The 19,499-nt window shown below is 66.5% G+C and carries 15 protein-coding genes; 7 read left to right on the top strand and 8 right to left on the bottom strand.

Annotated elements, in window-relative coordinates:
• Positions 1 to 1,050 carry a tyrosine-type recombinase/integrase gene (locus ACIBH2_RS01570; protein WP_397112254.1) on the bottom strand — a complete coding sequence of 350 codons (1,050 nt, stop codon included), beginning with the start codon at positions 1,048 to 1,050 and terminating at the stop codon, positions 1 to 3.
• Between the two features lie 478 nt (positions 1,051 to 1,528).
• Here ACIBH2_RS01570 and ACIBH2_RS01565 point away from each other — a divergent pair, with 478 nt between their 5' ends.
• From ACIBH2_RS01565 to ACIBH2_RS01545, 5 genes are all read left to right on the top strand, one after another.
• On the top strand, positions 1,529 to 2,248 hold the full coding sequence (locus ACIBH2_RS01565) for a hypothetical protein (RefSeq protein ID WP_397112252.1): 720 nt from the start codon (positions 1,529 to 1,531) through the stop codon (positions 2,246 to 2,248).
• 25 nt (positions 2,249 to 2,273) lie between these two features.
• Positions 2,274 to 3,032, top strand: coding sequence for a class I SAM-dependent methyltransferase (locus tag ACIBH2_RS01560; RefSeq protein WP_397112247.1), 759 nt, complete (start codon positions 2,274 to 2,276; stop codon positions 3,030 to 3,032).
• Between the two features lie 482 nt (positions 3,033 to 3,514).
• Entirely contained in the window at positions 3,515 to 5,170 is a 1,656-nt protein-coding gene (locus tag ACIBH2_RS01555; protein WP_397112245.1) for a CoA transferase, read from the top strand.
• A 73-nt stretch (positions 5,171 to 5,243) separates the two neighbouring features.
• Positions 5,244 to 7,034, top strand: coding sequence for a phosphate acetyltransferase (gene pta, locus ACIBH2_RS01550; RefSeq protein WP_397112243.1), 1,791 nt, complete (start codon positions 5,244 to 5,246; stop codon positions 7,032 to 7,034).
• A 198-nt stretch (positions 7,035 to 7,232) separates the two neighbouring features.
• Positions 7,233 to 7,997, top strand: a complete 765-nt coding sequence (locus tag ACIBH2_RS01545) for an SDR family oxidoreductase (protein ID WP_397112241.1) — start codon at positions 7,233 to 7,235, stop codon at positions 7,995 to 7,997.
• Between the two features lie 17 nt (positions 7,998 to 8,014).
• On the opposite strand, the gene ACIBH2_RS01540 is transcribed toward ACIBH2_RS01545, so the two are convergent.
• From ACIBH2_RS01540 to ACIBH2_RS01530, 3 genes are all read right to left on the bottom strand, one after another.
• Entirely contained in the window at positions 8,015 to 9,274 is a 1,260-nt protein-coding gene (locus ACIBH2_RS01540) for a hypothetical protein (protein ID WP_397112239.1), read from the bottom strand.
• 144 nt (positions 9,275 to 9,418) lie between these two features.
• Positions 9,419 to 10,375: a macro domain-containing protein gene (locus tag ACIBH2_RS01535; protein ID WP_397112237.1), complete on the bottom strand. Its 957-nt coding sequence runs from the start codon at positions 10,373 to 10,375 to the stop codon at positions 9,419 to 9,421.
• Positions 10,362 to 11,117 carry a nuclear transport factor 2 family protein gene (locus ACIBH2_RS01530; protein ID WP_397112235.1) on the bottom strand — a complete coding sequence of 252 codons (756 nt, stop codon included), beginning with the start codon at positions 11,115 to 11,117 and terminating at the stop codon, positions 10,362 to 10,364. The genes ACIBH2_RS01535 and ACIBH2_RS01530 overlap by 14 nt, the downstream gene beginning before the upstream one ends.
• A gap of 99 nt (positions 11,118 to 11,216) precedes the next feature.
• Between ACIBH2_RS01530 and ACIBH2_RS01525 the strand changes: the two genes are divergently transcribed.
• On the top strand, positions 11,217 to 12,104 hold the full coding sequence (locus ACIBH2_RS01525; protein ID WP_397112233.1) for a helix-turn-helix domain-containing protein: 888 nt from the start codon (positions 11,217 to 11,219) through the stop codon (positions 12,102 to 12,104).
• Positions 12,105 to 12,448: 344 nt separating this feature from the next.
• Positions 12,449 to 13,411, top strand: a complete 963-nt coding sequence (locus tag ACIBH2_RS01520) for a hypothetical protein (protein WP_397112231.1) — start codon at positions 12,449 to 12,451, stop codon at positions 13,409 to 13,411.
• 33 nt (positions 13,412 to 13,444) lie between these two features.
• Here the strand turns inward: ACIBH2_RS01520 and ACIBH2_RS01515 are convergent, their stop codons facing one another.
• The 4 genes from ACIBH2_RS01515 to ACIBH2_RS01500 all read right to left on the bottom strand — a co-directional run bounded on the left by ACIBH2_RS01515 (position 13,445) and on the right by ACIBH2_RS01500 (position 19,499).
• Positions 13,445 to 15,193 (bottom strand): GAF domain-containing protein, encoded by a 1,749-nt coding sequence (locus ACIBH2_RS01515; protein WP_397112229.1) that lies wholly within the window; start codon positions 15,191 to 15,193, stop codon positions 13,445 to 13,447.
• 63 nt (positions 15,194 to 15,256) lie between these two features.
• Positions 15,257 to 15,910 carry a response regulator gene (locus ACIBH2_RS01510; RefSeq protein WP_397112227.1) on the bottom strand — a complete coding sequence of 218 codons (654 nt, stop codon included), beginning with the start codon at positions 15,908 to 15,910 and terminating at the stop codon, positions 15,257 to 15,259.
• Between the two features lie 188 nt (positions 15,911 to 16,098).
• Positions 16,099 to 18,267, bottom strand: coding sequence for a 3-hydroxyacyl-CoA dehydrogenase NAD-binding domain-containing protein (locus ACIBH2_RS01505; protein ID WP_397112224.1), 2,169 nt, complete (start codon positions 18,265 to 18,267; stop codon positions 16,099 to 16,101).
• 8 nt (positions 18,268 to 18,275) lie between these two features.
• Complete coding sequence (locus ACIBH2_RS01500) at positions 18,276 to 19,499, bottom strand: acetyl-CoA C-acetyltransferase (protein WP_397112222.1); 1,224 nt, start codon at positions 19,497 to 19,499, stop codon at positions 18,276 to 18,278.

Here is a 19,499-nt window from a genome sequence, read left to right as displayed (position 1 = left end):
TCAGTCTGAGTGCTTCGCGGGAGCTCCAGAATCCAACTTTGCTCCAACTTTGGCTGGTTTCAGCTCCTCCAGCACCTCCGCGTTGTCCACAACGATGCGGACATAACCGCCCTGATCGATGTAGTGCTTGACAGTGACACTGGCACCCTCCGAATGGCCCAGCTGCGCACTAGCACGACGCTTGTCTCCTGTCCTACCAGCGATATGGGTTGCCACGGTGTCTCGAAGGTTGCCCCACGTCACCCATTCGAGAGGTGAGTCGGCTTTCGCACAGGCCAGGTTCTGGTCGGCTCCCATCGGCTCGACCATCCTCCCGAGCCTGGAAAGGAAGACGGGTGTGGCCCCGGATTCGGGCGCACAGGCGCACTTGTACTCCCTCAGTTCTGTTGTCAGCCACCGAGACAGCGTGATGTGGTAGCCGCCTTCACGGCCGTTCTTCCGCTTGTTCTGTCTGAACACCGGACCGCCCGACATCGGTTTCACCGCGGTCGCCCCGATCCGGACAACCGCATTCTCAACGGTCGTGTCGTCCAGGCCGAGGATGTCGTCCCACCGCAACGCGAACGCCTCGCCCGGCCGTATCCCGGTGCCCAACATGGTGAGATAGAACATCCGAAAATACTTGGCACGGCGATTTTTTGCACAGATCAGCTCGTAGAGCAGGTCCCGCTCTTCCGGACACAGTGCGCGCTGGCCGCCGCCACCCTGGCGTTCCGGCTTGGGTACCGGAGCCATCGGGCTCACGTCGAACAGCCCTGCGAGGGTCAACATCTTGAACGTGCCCATCAGCACCGTGTAGTGCCTGCAGGCGACCCCTGGCACGACTTCAGCGACATCGTCCAGATAGTCGGCCAAGAACGATGGCCTGCCCGCTTCCCCGATCGTGAGATGCCCCATCTCGGCCTCTAGCTTGATGGAATCAGCCTTAGCACGCGGGCTATCGACTGCATATATCGATCGCCAGTAGATGTCACGGGTCTGCTGAGTGATTTTTCCTGCCGCAACGCGTTTTTCGGTCTCTTTGACAAATTCAGCGAAGGCGACGGACATCGGATCGGTGAGGGCAAATTCGCGACGGCGTCGCGTGCTCCGACGGACGCTTCCTTTGTATCGATTTCGCTCGAATGCCGCCTCCCAGTCTGCGATGCACTCCTTCTTCGAATACCCGCTCCCGCTCGAGCGAACGTACTGACCATTGAATGCACTCGTGCGCGCTGGCGACGCCGCTGCCCCTGGCTGACATTGCCGAGGAAAACCTGCTGAGCATGGCGGACGTCGCGTTCCTCTCACAGGTACCGACCAGCACCTTGTCGCGATTGTGGAATGACGAGTCATGGCTTGACGGAGTAACCGGGGCGACGTTGCAACGGCTGGTCAGCACCATCCCCACACTGACCCGGTACATCGAGGGCCGCAGCCACGCGATTCGTCTCGAGTCCGCGTTGCGTCGCTGCGCTGAATCTGGACTCGGTGTGCAGCGCGACCAGGTCGCGCTCCTCGTAAATGAGGGGCGCTGTCGGCTCAGTATTTGGCGACGGCGCTCGAGGCGGCGGCAGGTGTGATGCGAGGTGATAGCCGTGCCGCAGTATCCAGTTTCGCTCGCTGCTGGGGTGCACAGCAGAGTGTTGCCCTGGATGTGATCGTCACCCCGGACAGCAGTGTGGTTATCCATCCGGAGACAGTGGTCACTCGTGCCCTCCGGCTGATCGATTCAGTGAACACCAGCACCAACTGCCTACACACAACCGTCGGATTCGGGATTCTCGTACACAAGCTCACGAAGCTGACCGGCACCGTACCCGCGCACATCGCATCGACGACCGCGGAGCGTTGCTCGGCGTTCAGTTACCGCAGCGGCGTAATCGGCTTGCTCCTGCGCACCAACGAACTCGACGCCGCGATCGCGTACCACCGCGAGCTCGAATACAGCGCACTCCTGCAGCGCAACGAAATCTGGTCCCTGGGCACCTTCGGAGGTGATATCCCGCAGACACCGCAACTCATACTGTCGGGCAAGCCTAGGCTGACGCGGACCGCGGCGAACGTCATTGCCGACGTCACTGATCTCAACGACGCATATCTGTACTACCTCGTCACCACAGCCGTCCCGGTGCTGCTGAGCTACGACCCAACTTTCGGAGCAGCGAAAGACAAACTCGCACAGGCGATCAGCGAACGGATGGAAAACGGCATAACGAACAGGAACGCCCGAAAGGCGAGCGCGACGTTGATCAGCTCCCTACGGTAGAACGTGACCCGATGAAGGAGGGCTAGTGCTCGGAGACGAGCCGGTATCCAGCGCGTATGCGAAAAACGCCGACTTCTGGATCAGCATCATCCGCGACAAGCTCGACCCGTACCAGACCCTCCTGACCGACCCCGCGCTTCTGAACGCCGTCGGCGACTGCACCGGCTTGGACATCCTCGATGCGGGCTGCGGCGAGGGCTACTTCACCCGACGCTTGGTGGAACTCGGTGCCCACCATGTTCACGGCGTGGACACCTGTGAAGACTTCATCGCCGCCGCCCGGAGCCATCCTGAGCACGATGACGAGTCCTCGTCGTTCCACCATGCCGACGTGGCAGCGCTCCCCCTACCCGACACCAGCCTCGATCTAGTGGTCGCCAACCGCCTCCCGAACGGAATCACCAACCCAGGCCAGCGGTTTCGCGAGTTCGCCCGCGTACTGAAACCCACCGGCCGTCTGATCCTCCTCGGGATGCACCCTTGCTTCTACGCGGCCCGTGCCGAACGTACCGCGCCCAAGAGCGAGGACTTCTCTGTCGAGGCGTATTTCAGTGTCCGAACGGTCGAGCAGCCCTTCAAGGTCGCCGACAAAACTTCCCCTGCCGCTTCGGTTCAGTCGTTCTACTCCCTCGAGACATACATCGGAATGATCACCGCGGCGGGGTTCGCTGTCACCGACTTGCGCGAACCGCACCCGACCGCCGCAATGCGCCGCCAGAATCCGTGGTGGGAAATGAACTTCGTACGCCCGCTGTTCCTACTTCTCGTCTGTCAACGTTTGTAGAAGTGCCAGCAGGCGATATCTGCCGGACGATGGGCTTTCGCGGGCTGGCAGCACCATCGTCGACGGCACTCCGCTTTGAGCGTCTGCCCGACAACCAATCCGGGGCTGCTCGTCAGGATCAGTGGCATCAGACGTGTGGCACACACAACGTGGTGGTGGGCGGGTCCCGCCGCCCCCGCTTGTGTGTATACGGTCGGCACGTACCCCAATTCACGGCGTCGGTTCATCGGACGTGGCGTTGGCAGCGCGACGCGGCCCACGATGCCTGCGCCGTTCAGATGCCGACGGTCCCGCAGGTCACAATCGGTAACCAGATTGGTAACGACGTCTTTGCCAACCATTTCGAGATGAGTCCGTGACCATGTGGGTCGTAGTTCCGGCTGCAACTTCGAAATCGGACTCCGGCTCTGCTCTGGGGACTCGACGTCGGGGACTTAGATAACGATTCGACACCGGCACGGCAAATCCCGCGCAACCGTGCCGTGATCACTGCTCGAGGAAGCGGTTTCGCGGGAGCTCGAAGGTTTGCCGCGCGGAGAGTGCGATTCCTAGTGTTCAGATCGCGGCGCATACGGAGGCGCATACGGAAATGCGATCGCTCGTGGATCGAAGAGTTCCGCACAGGAGGCTTCGGTCGATTCGCCGAAACGCACGTCGAACACGGAGGTTTGGTTTTGACCGCACTACTGGAAACGAACAACCACTCGCAGCAAAAGGCGCGAGGGTTGATCGGGCAACGCGAAATTCAGGATGAGTTGTTCGCCGAATTGGATGTTGCCCGAGCAGATTTAGCCGGTGCGGTGACGGTGACCGGAGCGGATCCGATCGTGTGTTCACCGCACCGGATCGGCGACGCCTCGGCCGCGGCCCATGCCGTCCTCGGGGCGGAGATGGCCATGTTGTGGCGCGACCGCACCGGGCGCGGCCAGGATGTCACCGTCGAGACCCGCGCCGCGCTGTTCGGCCTGATGGCCACCAATTTCAACACCACCAATGGCGTGCCCAGCAATGACGTCATGCTCGATCCACATCTGTTCGGCTACTGCGACTTCTATCGCTGCGCCGATGGACGCTACGTCTACATCGTCACCACGTACCCGCACCTGCGCGACATCGTGTGCGACGTGCTGGACTGTCCGCCCGATCAGGTGCGCATGCGTGATGCCGCATCGCGTTGGAACGCAACGGAATTGGAGGATGCCATCGCGGCGCGCGGCGGCACCTGTGTCATGGTGCGCACCCGGGAGGAGTGGCGCAAGCATGCCCAGGGCATGCTGCTGGCGGAGCGGCCGCTGATCCAGGTCGAGAAGATCGGCGACAGCGAGCCCGAGCCGTTCCCCGAACTGCCGTCGCAGGGTACGACTCCGCTGTCAGGCCTGCGCGTCATAGACAACACCCACGTCATCGCCGGGCCGATCGCCGCGCGCACCATGGCCGAGTACGGCGCGGACGTGCTGCACATCTCGCATCCGCGCCGACCCGATCTGCTGGCCATGGTCGTCGAATCCGGGCTGGGCAAGCGCGCGGCCTGGTGCGATCTGGACGATCCCGCCCAGCGCGGCCGATTCTGGGAGCTGCTGCGCAACGCGGACGTCTATGCCAGCAGCTACAACTCCCTGGAGCGCAAGGGTTTCGGCGCCGAACATCTGGCGGCGGTACGGCCCGGAATCATCTTCACCGACGTGCACGGCTGGGGTACGCACGGCCCCTGGCGCGAGCGCGGCAGCTTCGACCAGCTGGGCGTGTGCTCGAGCGGATTCGCCGTCTCCGAGGGCTCGATGGACAGCCCCGCGCTGCCGCCGACCTATCTGCTCAACGACTACCTCGGTGGTGCGCTGGCCGCGACCGGCACCCTCGAGGCGCTGCGCCGCCGGGCCCGCGAAGGCGGCAGCTACCGGGTGCACGTCGACCTGTCCCGCATCAGCATGTGGGTCGACGACCTCGGCCTGTTCCCGCTCGATGAGGTGACCTCGCTGCCGATGCCCTCCGTAGCGGAGGGCCAGGACCTGGTGCGCACGGTCGAGGGCCCCTACGGCACCACCGGATACCTGCCCGCTGCCATCCAACTGTCCGAGACCAAGGGCAGTTTCGCGCACGGCGCGCTGCCGCTGGGAGCGTCGCCGCTGTCCTGGTGGTGAGACCCGACCTCGCCGACGTATCGCGTGCCACCCCACCGTGATACGTCGGCGGGCCGAAGCTGTGGAGAAGTTCGTGGAACGTTATGTGTACATCGCCGGGGCAGACCCGGGAGCCGACCGGTCGCTGGTCGAGTTCGCCATCGCCACCCTGCTGGCCGACTGCGTCGGCGCGGTCCGGCTGTACCGGCCCCTCGCGCACGACCCGAAGCAGCCGGACGCGGTCGCGCGCGCCGCCGACGAGACGGCACACCATGGCCGGGTGCGGGCCGCAGCGGGTCTGGCCTACCGGGACGCGGTACGCGTGCAGGCCGGTTCCGGCCGCGAGGCTCTGCTGGCCGCGCTCGTCGACCGGGGACTCGACCTGGAGTACGACAACGAGGTCGTACTGGCTTGTGGCATCGATACCGCTGCCGCTGATCTCCCCGACGCGACCGACCTCGATGCCCGGATCGCCGCCGAACTGAATGCGGCGACCGTGCTGGTCCACGACGGTCACGGGCGGGATGTCGGTGAACTGGAAGCCCAGGCGCACAACCGCATTCGCGCCTACCGCGCCCGACGCTGCGACGTGGTCGCGGTCATCTGCACCGGTACGACGCCCGGGGTTCGTGAATCGCTGACGGCACGGATCGGAGTGCCGGTCCATGCCCTGCCGGAAGCCCCGCTGCCACCCGCCGCCGGACCTGAGCGAGAACGAGCGGCACTCGCGCTGTTCACCGCCACCGTGGATACGGCGGCCTTGACGGCCGCCCTGACCGCACCGCGACCCAAACGTCTCACCCCTATGCGCTTCCTACGGCGCATGCTGGACACGGCTCGTCGGCACGACTGTCGCCTGGTGCTTCCCGAAGCGACCGACGAACGAGTCTTGCGCGCAGCCGATTTCCTACACCGCCGCACCGGCACCGGCGTCATTCTGCTCGGCGACTTCGCCCGCATCCGAAGCGCCATCGTGACACTGGGATTGGATCTGGACACCAGTCGCGATGACGTGCGGGTCATCGACCCGCTCACCTCGCCGCTGCGTGGTGAACTCGCCCAGCACTACCTGGTCTCGCGGGAAGTGCACGGACATCACCTCGGCCTATGGGAGGCCACCGACCTGCTGGCCGATCCGAACTACTTCGGGGCCATGATGGTCGAGCGCGGCTACGCCGACGGTATGGTCTCCGGCGCAGCGCATTCCACCGTGGACACCCTGATACCCGCCTTCCGGACGGTCGGGCTCGCGCCCGGTGCCGCACTGGCGTCGAGCGTGCTGTTCCTGTGCTTGCCCGAACGGGTGCTGGTTTTCGCCGACTGCGCCGTCAATCGCGATCCCGATGCCGGGCAACTCGCCGATATCGCCATCGCCTCGGCGGCCACGGCCGAACACTTCGGCCTGCCCGCGCGGGTGGCGATGATCTCGTATTCGACCGGTGACTCCGATCGCGGCATCGACGTCGACAAGGTGCGCCGAGCTACTGAGATCGTCGGGCAACGCCACCCGGATCTGCTGATCACTGGACCGATCCAGTACGACGCCGCGGTCGACCCGGATATCGCTGCGGTCAAGGCACCGGACTCGCCCGTGGCGGGCGCGGCCACCGTGCTCGTATTCCCCGACCTCGACACCGGGAATGCGGTGTACAAGGCGGTCCGGGAGGCGACCGGCGCGGTGACGGTGGGTCCGGTGTTGCAGGGCCTACACCGGCCGATCAACGACCTGTCACGCGGTGCGACGGTGCGCGACATCGCCGCCACCATGGCCGCCACCGCCGTGCAGGCAACCAACTCTTCTCGCCCACACGACAGCGCCGAGCGAACCGGCGCAGGAAAGGTCAACCGATGCAGCGAACCATCCGGAATTCTGCCCAGCAGATAGAAGATCGAATTGTTTTCCCGCTCAGCCAGTTCCGCACCCCGAACACCACTTTCACCGTCGCGACCATCGCCTCCGGCTACCGCGCTCCCGGCTTGCGCCAGTTACGTCTCTTACGCCGATGAGGCGGCAAACAACGGCATTCGCCAATACGGAGCGTGACCTCGTAGTGAGATCACACGAACCGAAAGGGATTTCGACATGACAGACTTGACCGGAAAGACAGTGCTCATCACCGGCGCGGCCCGCGGCATCGGCGCGGCGGCGGCCCGGCAGGCGGTCGCGGCGGGGGCCAACGTGGTGATCGCCGACGTGCTCGCCGAGGAGGGTGCGGCTACTGCCGCGGAGCTGGGGGCACAGGCTCGTTACCAGCACCTCGACGTCACCGCCGAACAGGATTGGGCCGCCGCCCTGGCGGCCACGCGGGAGGCGTTCGGCGGGCCGGTGCACGGACTGGTGAACAATGCCGGCGTCTCGACGGGTGAACTGTTGGCGAACGAGTCACTCGAGCATTTCAAGAAGGTCATCGAGATCAATCTCGTCGGGGTGTTCCTCGGCATGAAGACTTTCCTCCCCGCGCTACGGGAGAACGGCGGGTCGATCGTGAACGTCTCCTCGGCGGCAGGATTGATGGGTCTGGCGTTGACCAGCAGCTACGGTGCCTCGAAGTGGGGTGTGCGGGGATTGTCGAAGGTGGCGGCGATCGAGAACGGGAACGATCGGATCCGGGTGAACTCGGTGCACCCGGGCATGACCTACACCCCCATGACCGCGCAGGTCGGCATCCAGCAGGGTGAGGGTGGCTACCCCAATACCCCGATGGGACGCGTCGGTGCGGCCGAGGAGATCGCCGCAGCGATAACGTTCCTTCTGTCGGACGCCGCCTCCTACATCACCGGGGCCGAACTCGCCGTCGACGGCGGTTGGACTGCTGGTCCGACCATCAAATACGTGATGGGGCAGTGACATTCACGATTGTGTGATCACTGGGACGCGGAGGTTTCGGCTGGTCCTCCGCGCCGCAGGCGCGCGAGCGCTGCGACCACGAGCGCGCAGCCGAGGGTGATGGCGACCGCGGCCCAGCCGGCAACCGGATCGTGCGGGCCCGAAGCCGATCGGTACCAGTCCTGCGAGTAGCCGACCCGGGCGAAGTCACGACCGCGCAAACCCAGCACCACGGAAGGAACGAAGAGGACGGCCAATCCGTATACCCGGTTCGGGAGGTATTGCGGCACAGTGGATCCGAAGCAGTAGCCACCGACGCATGCGATGGCCAGCCCGCCGGTCACCGCGATGGCGGACGATTCTCCCGGGCGCGACGCCGAGAACACCGCGTACCCGGCCAGCGCCACCGTCAGCGTCGCCGCCAGGACGGGCATGGGACGTTTGCCCCCGGCCCACGCTGCGACCATCACACCCACTACCAGCAGCGGAATGGACCAGTCCGGGCGTGGCACCGCGATCACCGCGCAGCCTGCCGCGGCGAATGCTACTGCGAGAGCGACAATCTGACCATCCCGGCCGGGCAGCAGCAGCGCGGCGACGGCGGTGACGAGCACCGTGATCAGCACCGCCACGATCGCGGCGGGCGTGTCGCGGCCGCGTTCGGCCAGCCATTCGGCCGTGGGCAGGGTGACCCCTGCGAGCAGCATCATCGAGATCAGCGGCCGCACCGGCACCTCGAGCGCTGGCCCCGGCACAGCCCGCCACGGTCGGCGCAGACCTGCGCAGAGCGAGATCAGCGCGGCAGCCGTCACGATCAGCCACAGCGGCGGCGACACCGTCAACGGCCAACCGATCACGCGTTCCAGCGGCGACAGCTGGGTCATTGTGTCCGCCGCCGACGGGCTCGCCGACAGGTCGCCGACCAGGATGCCCGCCAGGGCACCGGTGACGAATGCGCGACCCGGCACCCGATGGCCCAGCACCGCCGCGCCGACCGCGCCCAGCAGCACACCGCCGAACACCGCGTCCACATAGGTCAGCGTCGGCAGCGACGTGATCGAGGTCGCGGTCTGAGCGAGCACATTGTTGATCGCCAACACCAGCAGGGCGACGAAAGCCGTTGCCCACGCGACCATCTCGTTGACGAGTGTCACCGCCAGCACGGCCACGACCACCGCGACGACGGCGCCTGCGGTAATCGCGCGCGGCACATTGAACACCAGCAGTTCGAGTTGCAGCGACGAGCCCTTCACGGCCCAGCCGAAATTGACGGGCATCATCAGCGCCAGCCCGGCCACTGCCGCCGCGAGCCACGCGGTCAGCGCTTCGACGGGGTCGCCAGCCCGGGACGCGAGGTCGAGGGACCCCCGATCCCGACCGGATGGCGGGGTGGGATGGCGCACTCGGTCGCCCGCGGTCTGGAGATGCATCTTCGGCTCCTTTCAGTGCGGCGCGGGCCACTCGCCGAGGTGGCGCGTGTACTGCCGGTAGTCCTCGTCCCCGCAGACGTCGAAGACGACGCGATCGAATCGGCCGGGATGCGTCTGGATCCATTCGGCGACCGTGCGCACCGCGATCCGCCCGGTTTCGGCTCGGGGAAGAGCGAAGTCGCCCTGGCTGATCGGGCTCAAAGCCACCGTGCGGATCGCCCCGAAGGATGCGGCCAGATCCAGACTGGACCGGTAGGCGGCGGCCAGTTCGTCCCGGTGCCGAGGCAGCGGCGTGTCCTCGACGACGGGCCCCACCGCGTGCACGACATAGCGGGCCGACAGATGGTATCCGCGCGTAATCTTGGCGCTCCCAGCATATTCCGGTGTACCGGTGAGCTCGGCGACGGTAAAGCAGTCCTCGCGCAGCCGCGGACCCGCGGCGCTGTGCACGGCATTGTCGATACAGACGTGCCCGGGCTGGAAGCAGCCCAGCAGGGTGTTGCTGGCGGCGTTGACGATCGCGTCGGCGGTGATATCGGTGATGTCGCCCCGCCACAGCACCACCCTGGTCGCCTCGGGATCGACTGTCACGCCCAGTGTTTCGGCGATATCGGGAAGCCGCGCCGGATCGATAATGCGCCGCCCGCGCCGTAGGCCACCCAGCAGTGCGTCCAGCAGCGGCACCGCCTCGTGTGGCAGTGGGCCGGGCGGCCGCGCCGTCAGCGCCGCACGCAACAAGGCACGCGGTCGCGATCGAGTCAGTTCCCCACGATGGCGCGGCCGCAGGCCCAGCCGTTCGAATGCCGGGTCCGCGCCCAGCACTTCGAGGGCCCGGCGCGCGATGTGATCGAACATGCCCGACCGCGCCGGTGGCGCGGCCGGAACGAATTCGCGATCGAGTGCGATCGCCTCGCGGTAGGACGGCAGCGCAGCCACCGCAGCCGGGGCGGCGAGCTCAGAAGACGCCATTGTCGTGCGGGAGTTTGTCCGGGATCGGGGCGATCACATCCCAGTGTTCGATGATCTTGCCGTCGGCGACACGGAACAGGTCGTAGTAGACCACCGGTACGCCGAAGGTGCCCTCAGATTGCAACAGGACGAAATCGCCGTCGGCGATGGTCTTGTGCACGGTGGTGTAGTCCAGGTTCTTGCCCTGGCCCGCCCAGGTCGCCGCGGCCGCGCCGAAACCGTCCAGGCCGTCGGCGGCTTCGGGATTGTGCTGGTCGTATTCGGTGGTGGAGATGAAGTCGGTCAGCACGCCGTAGTCCGCGCCGATCAGCACCTGCCGGGCGAAGTCGCTGACCAGCGCGCGATTGTCCTCGGTTTTGCCGGGCTCGGTCACCGTGGTCGGCCCGTCGGTCTGGGAGCGGCCGGAAACGGTCCGGTTCACCTGCGGGGTCAGCCCGTCCCAGTGTTCGGCGAGCAGACCGTCGGCGACGCGGAAGATATCGAAGGCGACCTGCGGCTGCGTGCCGATACCGTGGTAGATCCCGTGCAGCGCAACGAGATCGCCGTCGGCGAGGACGCGGACCGGGTCGTAGCTGAAGCCCGTCGGCAGATTCTCGAGCAGTTTGCGTAGTCCATCCTGCCCGTCGGCGGCCAGCGCACTGTGCTGCCGGTAGTCCGGCGCGACCCAGCGGTCGACCGCCTCGGCACCCGCTGTTCCGAACAAGTCGCGTACCGCAGCGACCACGATGTCCCGGTTACTCATGAGCCCTCCGTGGGATGTCCGATTTCGGCGTTCCGGATCAAGAACAATCCCACGGTAAATGCTATGAGCAGCGGTAATAGGGTAATGTCATGACTCGATATGGTCAGAATCCGTCAAACTGGCAACATCATTCCGGATGTCGGGTTCGCCCAGCCCCCGGGCGCCCCGCCCGGCGTCGAGGTGCTCACGCTACGGCAACTGCATGAGCGCACCGTCGGCACGCCGAACATCGTCGCGCCGCAGCGCCCACTGTTCCATCACCTGCTGACGACGTCCGAAACCCTCTGCCACACCATTGATTTCACGACCTACCGCATCGAAGCGGGCAGTTGGCTGTGGGTCCGCCCGGGCCAGATCCAGCAATGGGGCGACCTCGCCGCCGCGCAGGGCACCCTGATCCTGTTCGAACCCGGATTCCTCGACACCACCACGCTGGCGACCGCCTGCGTCGACGACCCGCACGCCCCGACACTCATCGCCCCCGGCCCCGCCGATCGCCCCGGGATCGATCTCGCCGCCGAACACCTGCGCCATTCCTTCGAGCGATTCGGTCGGCTGCCCATCGACATCCATGTCTGCATCCTGCGGCATCTGCTCTCGGTCCTGGTGCTGGAACTGTCACGAGTCGCCGCCGACGCCCCGCCCTCACGCCCCGACCGCGTCGATATCTATCAGCGCTTCCGGGACGCGGTTGAACGCGACTTCCGCAGCACTCGCCGCCTCGCCGACTACGCCCGCGAACTCGGTTACTCCCCACGCACGCTGTCCCGCGCCACCCTGGCCGCGGTCGGCGTCAACGCCAAGGAGTTCATCGACCGCCGCGTCACCCTCGAAGCCCAGCGCCTGCTCACCCACAGCGACAGTTCCGCCGCACGCATCGCCGAACGGCTCGGATTTCCCAGCGCCACCAATTTCAACAAATTCTTCCGCCATCGCACCGGCACCACACCGATGGCATTCCGGAACGGCATCCGTGGTCAGGGTTAGGTCTTTGGTCCCACGCGGCAAATGACCAAGTGCTCTCGACGCCGAGGACCAAAGTCGCCGGGCACACTCTCGATCAGCTCGCGAATAGGTATGAAATACCCGCGATTCCGTCAGATGACGGGTACCGGAAGAGGCGAAACTGATTCTTCTGCACCAACTTTGGCGTCCGATGCCGCCGGTGACCCGAAGCCCGCGATCCACATCACGCACCCGGGGACTGTAATTAGTTTCGGTCGAGAAACTAATCTTGAATTACCCGGGCCGGGAAACAGTTTCCATAGATCCAGAAATTCACGGAATTGCACGGGAACCTCGCGCAGATTCCAGAGAGACAAGGACAACAGATGGTTACTCGTTCTAAGCTCGCGATCGGACTCGCGGTCTGCGTCGCTCCCATCACCGGCGCATTCCTCACCGCACCGAACGCCTCCGCGGATATCGCGGCCATCGCAGCACCGGCCGTTACAGCACCGGTCGGCGATCACGCCGCGGCGCTGTCACCGGACGCCGTCGCCGCGCTCGTGCATCTCACTGCGGCACAGTCGAATACGACCGCTCCCGCCAGCAGCGACCCCATGGGTGATGCCGTGCGCGCCGGGGCGGCGAAGGGTGCGGCGATCGGCCTAGGCACGGGGGCCGGGATCGGCGCAGCGGTCGGCGCCGGAGCCGCCCAGGTTCCCGCGGTCGCGCTGGGCTCGACGGCCGGGTTCTTCGCCGGCGGCGCCATCGGTGCGACCTACGGCACCGCGGTCGGCGCGGCGCTCGGCTGCGCGGTCGGCCTGCCCTACATCCTGGTCGGCTGCCTGGTCGGCGCGCCCATCGGTGCCATCCTGGGCGGACCCATCGGGGGCACCATCGGTGCAGTCGGCGGCGGTGCGATCGGCGGTGCGCTGGCTTCCGTCGCGACGGCTCCGCTCACCGTCCCCATGGGTGCGGCGGTCGGCGGCGTGATCGGCGGCGGTATCGGTTCGGCTATCGGCGCTGCCACCGGCGCGGGCGTCGCCGCGGCCGATGAAATGCTCGCCGAGCACCCGGCTCCGGTCATGCACGATACGGCCGCTGTGGCCGCCGCACCCGCGGCACCGAGTGAGCCCGCGCAATCCGACTCGATCACCCAGGTCCAGCAGGCCGCTGACGATGTCGCCGCCGCCGTGCTGCCCGCCGATCCCGCGCCGGTCGCCGCCCAGGTGCAGCAGGCGGTCACCGAGGTCGCGGCGCCACTGCAGACCGGTGACGTGCAGCAGGCCGTGAACACCGGGGTTCAGGCCGCGCAGAACATCCTCGGCGCCATGCCGTTCGGTCACTGACGACCCGATCGAGTCGGTGCGGCCACGCCTGGATCAGCCGGGTGTGGCCGCACCGCGCACCGCACTGTCGCGCGCCGGGAGTCCGGCTGGAAGCGGTACCGACCAGTGCGCGACGGTCCCGCCGCTCGCGCGCGGCGCCACCGAGAATTCGCCCCCGTGCTGGCGGGCCCGCGTGGACAGGTTCGCCAAACCGCTACTGCGGCTGTTGGTTTCCGGGATTCCGGCACCGTCGTCGGCAACCTCGACGCAGATGTCGTCGCGGATGGTGATGGTCACCCAGCAGCGTGTGGCGCGCGCATGCCGGGTGACATTGCTCAAGGTCTCGCGCAGCACCGCTTCCACGTCATCGGAGTACACCGGCTCGAGCACCGAGACCGGCCCGTTGATGTGGATCACGGTGTGCAGACCGCTGTCGGTGGTCATCTCCCGGATCACCCGGTGCAGTCGTTTGCGAAAGGTGGCCGCGCCGGCGCGCGGGACCACGCCCTGCAATTCGAAGATGGAGTTGCGGATGTCCTGCACGATGGCCTGAATATCGTCGATGGTGCGGGTGAGCCGCTCGCGGACCTCCGGCACGAGCGCCGTGTCCCGGCTGCGTCGCAGGGACAGACCGAGAACGAACAGACGCTGAATGACATGGTCGTGCAGATCGCGGGCGATGCGATTGCGCTCGGTCAGCAAATCGAGCTCGCGGACATCGCGCTGAGCTCGGGCCAGCTGCAGGGCCAGGGCGCACTGGTCGGCGAACGAGGTCACCGACGCGCGGGTGCTCTCGTCCAGCGCGGGCGCACCCGCTGGGGCGGCCGTGATCAACGCACCGATGAGCGAGGCTCCGGTGCGCAGCTCGAACAGCCGCGTGGATCCCGGCGGCGTGGGCGCGTCCCGGAGCAGGTCGACCCATTCGGCGGTCGGAATGCCGTCGGGCACAGGTTGTTTCACCTGTATCGCGATCTGGCGGCCGACCAGCTCCGCCGCACCTGCCGCGGCGAGCACCTCGCAGACGAGCGCGTCGTCCTCGCCGGTGGCGGGCTGGTCGGACAGGACGAGCAGTGTCGCCGCGGAACCGGTCAGTGCCCGCACCCGATCGGCCACGAGTTCGAACAGCTGTGGCGAGAGCCCTTCGGCGATCGACAACGTCGTGACCTCCTGCGTGACCTCCAGCCACTGCTGACGCTGGCGGGCCTGCTCGAAATTGCGGGCGTTCTCGATCGCGACACCCGCGGCCGCGGCCAGTGCCTGCACGATCGCCTCGTCACCCGCCGTGAATTCCTGCCCGTCGGCCTTCTCGGTCAGATACAGATTGCCGAACACCTCGTCACGCACTTTCACCGGAACTCCGAGAAAAGTCCGCATCGGCGGGTGACACGCAGGGAATCCGACCGATGCCGAATGCCGGGACAGATCGGTCAGCCGAATCGGTTCGGGCTGTTCGATGAGCAGTCCGAGCACCCCGCGGCCGGTGGGTAGGTCGCCGATCAACTCCCGGGTGCGAGCGTCGATGCCCTCGTGCACGAATTCCGACAGCCGCCCGGTCCCCGAGCCGGTGTCCCGCACGCCCAGGGCGCCGTAGCGGGCATCGACCAGGTCGATGGCGCATCGCACGATGGTGCGCAGCGTCTCGTCCAGATCCAGTCCGGCGGTGACGACGAGCATGGCGTCGAGCAGCCGCTGCGTGCGATCTCGCGCGTCGCCCACTTCGGGGATGCGTTGCGGTGACTCATCGGCCGGGCGCGCTGCTGACTGTGCCTCGCCCGCAGCTATGGAGCCATCCGGCATACGCATAGCAACATTGTGACACCCCGGGGCCGACTTCTGGCCGGTTGCGGTCGGCCCGGGGTGGCGCGGTTACCGACCCGGCGTCGCCCGGCGATCGTCCAGCTTCGAGGCCAACAGCGCGGCCTGGGTGCGGCGTTCGACGCCCAGCTTGGCCAGCAGCCGCGATACGTAATTCTTGATCGTCTTCTCCGCCAACGACATTCGGGACGCGATTTCCCGATTGGTGAGTCCCTCGCCGAGCAGGCCGAGCAGGATGCGCTCCTGATCGGTGAGTCCGGCCAGCGGCCCGGCCGGCGCCTGCGCCTCCTCGCGCAGTTTCGCCATGACGGCCGCCGCCGCCCGATTGTCCAGCAGGGATTTCCCTGCCCCGACCGCCCGGATGGCGTCGACCAGCTCCAGCCCTGACACGTCCTTGACCACGTATCCGCTGGCTCCGGCCAGAATAGCGTCCAGCATGGCCTGCTCGTCGGTGTAGGAGGTGAACATCAGGCACCGGGTGCGCGGCGACCGGGACAGCAGCTCCCGGCACAGTTCGATGCCGTTGCCGTCGGGCAGACCCACATCGAGCACCGCGACATCCGGATCGAGTGCCAATGTCCGCGAAAGGGTTTCCGCCACGGTGCCCGCCGAACCAACCACCTCGATATCGGCCTCGGCATCCAGCAGATCCGCGACACCCTTGCGCACGATCTCATGGTCGTCGACCAGGAACACCGTGATCACGCCAGCCTCCTCCCGACCGGGGTACGACCACAGCATACGTTCGGCAAATTGTTTTACCCGGCAAGCCGACCGACACGTCCCGGGGAGCGTCGCCGCATATCAGGAAAGACAACCGCAACGAAGGGAACCGCCGGTTCCGGCCCCGGGTCGATACCGCTCCCCCTGCGAGCGGTATCGAGGGCCGACGACTACGGAAAGGCCCGCCCGGTCTCCGCCGCGTCGCGAACACTCTGCGGCACGGTGAAATTCGCGGCACCGTATCGATGCGCGAGTTCGTCGGCACGGGCGACGAATCCGGCGACACCGTCCGGGAACTGGTTGATGTACTGAACGACGCCACCGGTCCAGGCCGGGAAACCGATGCCGAAGATCGAGCCGATATTGGCGTCGGCCGTGGTGCGCAGGACGCCGTCGTCGAAGCATTTCGCGGTCTCGATCGCCGGTGCGACGAGCATGCGATCCTTCATGTCCTCGAACGGGATTTCGGTACGCCCTGAGCCGAACTCGTCGAATATGCCCTGCCACAGGCCGATTCGCGTGCCGTTCGCGTCATAGTCGTAGAATCCGGCCCCGCTGGACCGCCCGTGCCGCCCCAGCTTCTCCACCATCCGCTCGAGCACCTCGAGAGTGGCTGTGGTGGTGAAGGTCCCACCCTCGGCTGCTGCGGCGTCCCGCAGCGAGCGGGTGATCTTCAGCGGCAGGGTCAGGGTCAGCTCGTCATAGAGCTGCAAGGCGGGAGCCGGATACCCGGCCGCGACCGCGGCGCGTTCGATGGAGAGCGGGCTGATGCCCTCGCCGAGCATAGCCAGCGCTTGATCGAGGAAGAACCCGATGACCCGGCTGGTGAAGAAGCCGCGCTTGTCGTTGACAACGATCGGGGTCTTCTTGATGGCCACGGTGTAGTCGATGGCCTTGGCCAGCGTCGCGTCGCTGGTTTGGGCACCGACCACGATCTCCACCAGCGGCATCTTGTCCACGGGTGAGAAGAAGTGCAGGCCGATGAAGTCCTGCGGGCGGGCTACACCGGCGGCCAGATCGGTGATGGGCAGCGTGGAGGTATTGGACGCCAGCAGCGCGTCCGGTCGCACTGCCTTCTCCGCGTCGGCGAAGACCTGCTTCTTGATCTTCGGGTCCTCGAATACCGCCTCCACCACCAGATCACAGTCGGTGAGATCGGCGAAGTCGGCGCAGGGGTGGATGCGGGCAAGAACCTCGTCGCGCCGCTGCGACGTGATACGGCCCCTGGCGACGGCCTTGTCCAGCAGTGCGGCCGAGTAGCCCTTGCCCTTCTCCGCGGCCTCCAGGGTGAGGTCCTTCAAAATGACCTGCATACCGGCCATGGCCTGCACGTAGGCGATGCCCGCACCCATCATCCCCGCGCCGAGGACGGCGGTCTTGTGGAAAGTGGTGACCGGGTATCCCTGTGGTCGGCTGCCGCCTTTGTTGATCGATTGCAGGTCGAAGAAGAACGCCGAGATCATGTTCTTGCTGACCTGATCCGCGACCAGTTCCGCGAGATAACGGGTTTCGATCCGAGTAGCGGTGTCGATGTCGACCTGTGCGCTCTCCACCGCGGTGGCGAGGATGGCGCGCGGGGCAGGCAGATTCTGACCCCCGAGCTGCTTGCGCAGCGTGGCCGGGAAGGCGGGCAGCTGTGCGGCCAGACCCGGCGAGGCCGGGGTGCCGCCTGGGATGCGGTAGCCCTTCACGTCCCACGGCTGTTTGGCATCCGGGTTGGCCTTGATCCACGCCCTGGCTTTGGCGATGAGGTCTTCCGGGGTGGCGGCGATGTCGTCGACGAGCCCGGCGTGCAGTGCCTCGGCCGGGCCGAACGCCGGCCCCTGCAGCAGCACGGTCGTGAGCGCCCGCTGGATGCCGAACATGCGCACGGTGCGCACCACGCCTCCGCCGCCGGGCAGCAGGCCCAGCTTGACCTCGGGCAGCCCCACCTGAGCACCCTTGACGTCCAACAGGATTCGGTGATGGCAGGCCAGCGCCAGCTCGTAGCCACCGCCCAGCGCAGCGCCGTTGAGGGCCGCGACCACCGGGACACCGAGCGTCTCGAGCGCGCGGAAGTCGGCCTTGCCCGCATCCAGCGACGCGGCCAGTACGCCGACATTCTCCGCGGTGTAGGCGCGGATCTCATTGAGATCGGCACCGGCGACGAAAGTCTTCTTCGCCGAGGTGATGATCACACCCGCGATCGAATCGCGTTCGGCCACAAGACGTTCGACGACGTCATGGACGGCGCGTGAGAACCGCTCGCCGAGGGTATTGACCGCCTGCCCGGCTTGGTCGAGGGTCAGGGTGACGATGCCGTCGGCGTCGCGATCCCAGTGAATGTCGGTGGCAGACATGGTGGTGCTCAAACCCTTTCGATAATGGTGGCGATGCCCATGCCGCCGCCGACGCAGAGCGTGATGAGAGCGCGGCGCAGATCACGCCGCTCGAGTTCGTCGACCATGGTGCCCAGGAGCATGGCGCCGGTCGCACCGAGCGGGTGACCCATGGCGATGGCCCCGCCATTGACGTTGACCTTGTCCGGACAGACGCCGAAGTCCTTCTCGAACTTGAGCACGATCGCGGCGAATGCCTCGTTGACCTCGAACAGGTCGATGTCGTCGATGGTCATCCCCGCGGTGGCGAGTACCTTCTTGGTCGCCGGTATCGGACCGGTGAGCATGATGGTCGGCTCGGAGCCGGTGACCGCGGTGGCGAGGACGCGAGCGCGCGGGGTCAGGCCCAACTGTTGGCCGATGCGCTGGTTACCGATCAGAGTCAGCGCCGCGCCGTCGACGATGCCGGAGGAGTTGCCCGCGTGGTGGACGTGATCGATCTTGTCCACCCAGTGGTACTTCTGCAGTGCGACGGCATCGAAGCCGCCCAGGTCGCCGATGGTCGCGAACGACGACGGTAGTCCGGCCAGCGATGCGGCGGTGGTGCCGGGCCGCATATGCTCGTCGTGGTCGAGGATGGTCAAGCCGACTCGGTCCTTCACCGGCACAACGGATTTGGCGAAGTAGCCGCCGGACCAGGCGGCGGCGGCGCGTTCCTGGGAGCGGGCCGCATACTCGTCCACGGCGGTACGGCTGAAGCCCTCGATGGTGGCGCACAGATCCGCGCCCACACCCTGCGGCACCACGAAGTTGTCATAGCTGGTGGCCGGGTCCATCATGTAAGCGCCGCCATCGGACCCCATCGGCACCCGCGACATCGATTCCACCCCACCGGCCAGAATGAGCTGATCCCAACCCGCGGCGACCTTCTGCGCGGCGGTGTTCACCGCTTCGAGCCCGGACGCACAGAACCGGTTGAGCTGCACGCCCGCCACGGTGTCCGGCAGCCCGGAGGCGATGGCCGCGGTTTTGGCGATATCCATACCCTGGTCACCCACCGGGGTGACCACGCCGAGCACGATGTCGTCGATTTGAGCGGGATCCAATCCCGGGTGCCGCGAACGCATTTCACCGATGAGGCCGGTGATCAGATCGATCGGCTTGACCCCGTGCAGCGCGCCGGTCTGCTTACCCTTGCCGCGTGGCGTGCGCAGGGCGTCGTAAATGTATGCGCCATTCGGGTTTCCACTCAT

This window comes from Nocardia sp. NPDC050406 (assembly GCF_044459025.1).
Classification (GTDB): domain Bacteria; phylum Actinomycetota; class Actinomycetes; order Mycobacteriales; family Mycobacteriaceae; genus Nocardia.
This window is presented reverse-complemented; position numbering and strand designations above follow the sequence as displayed.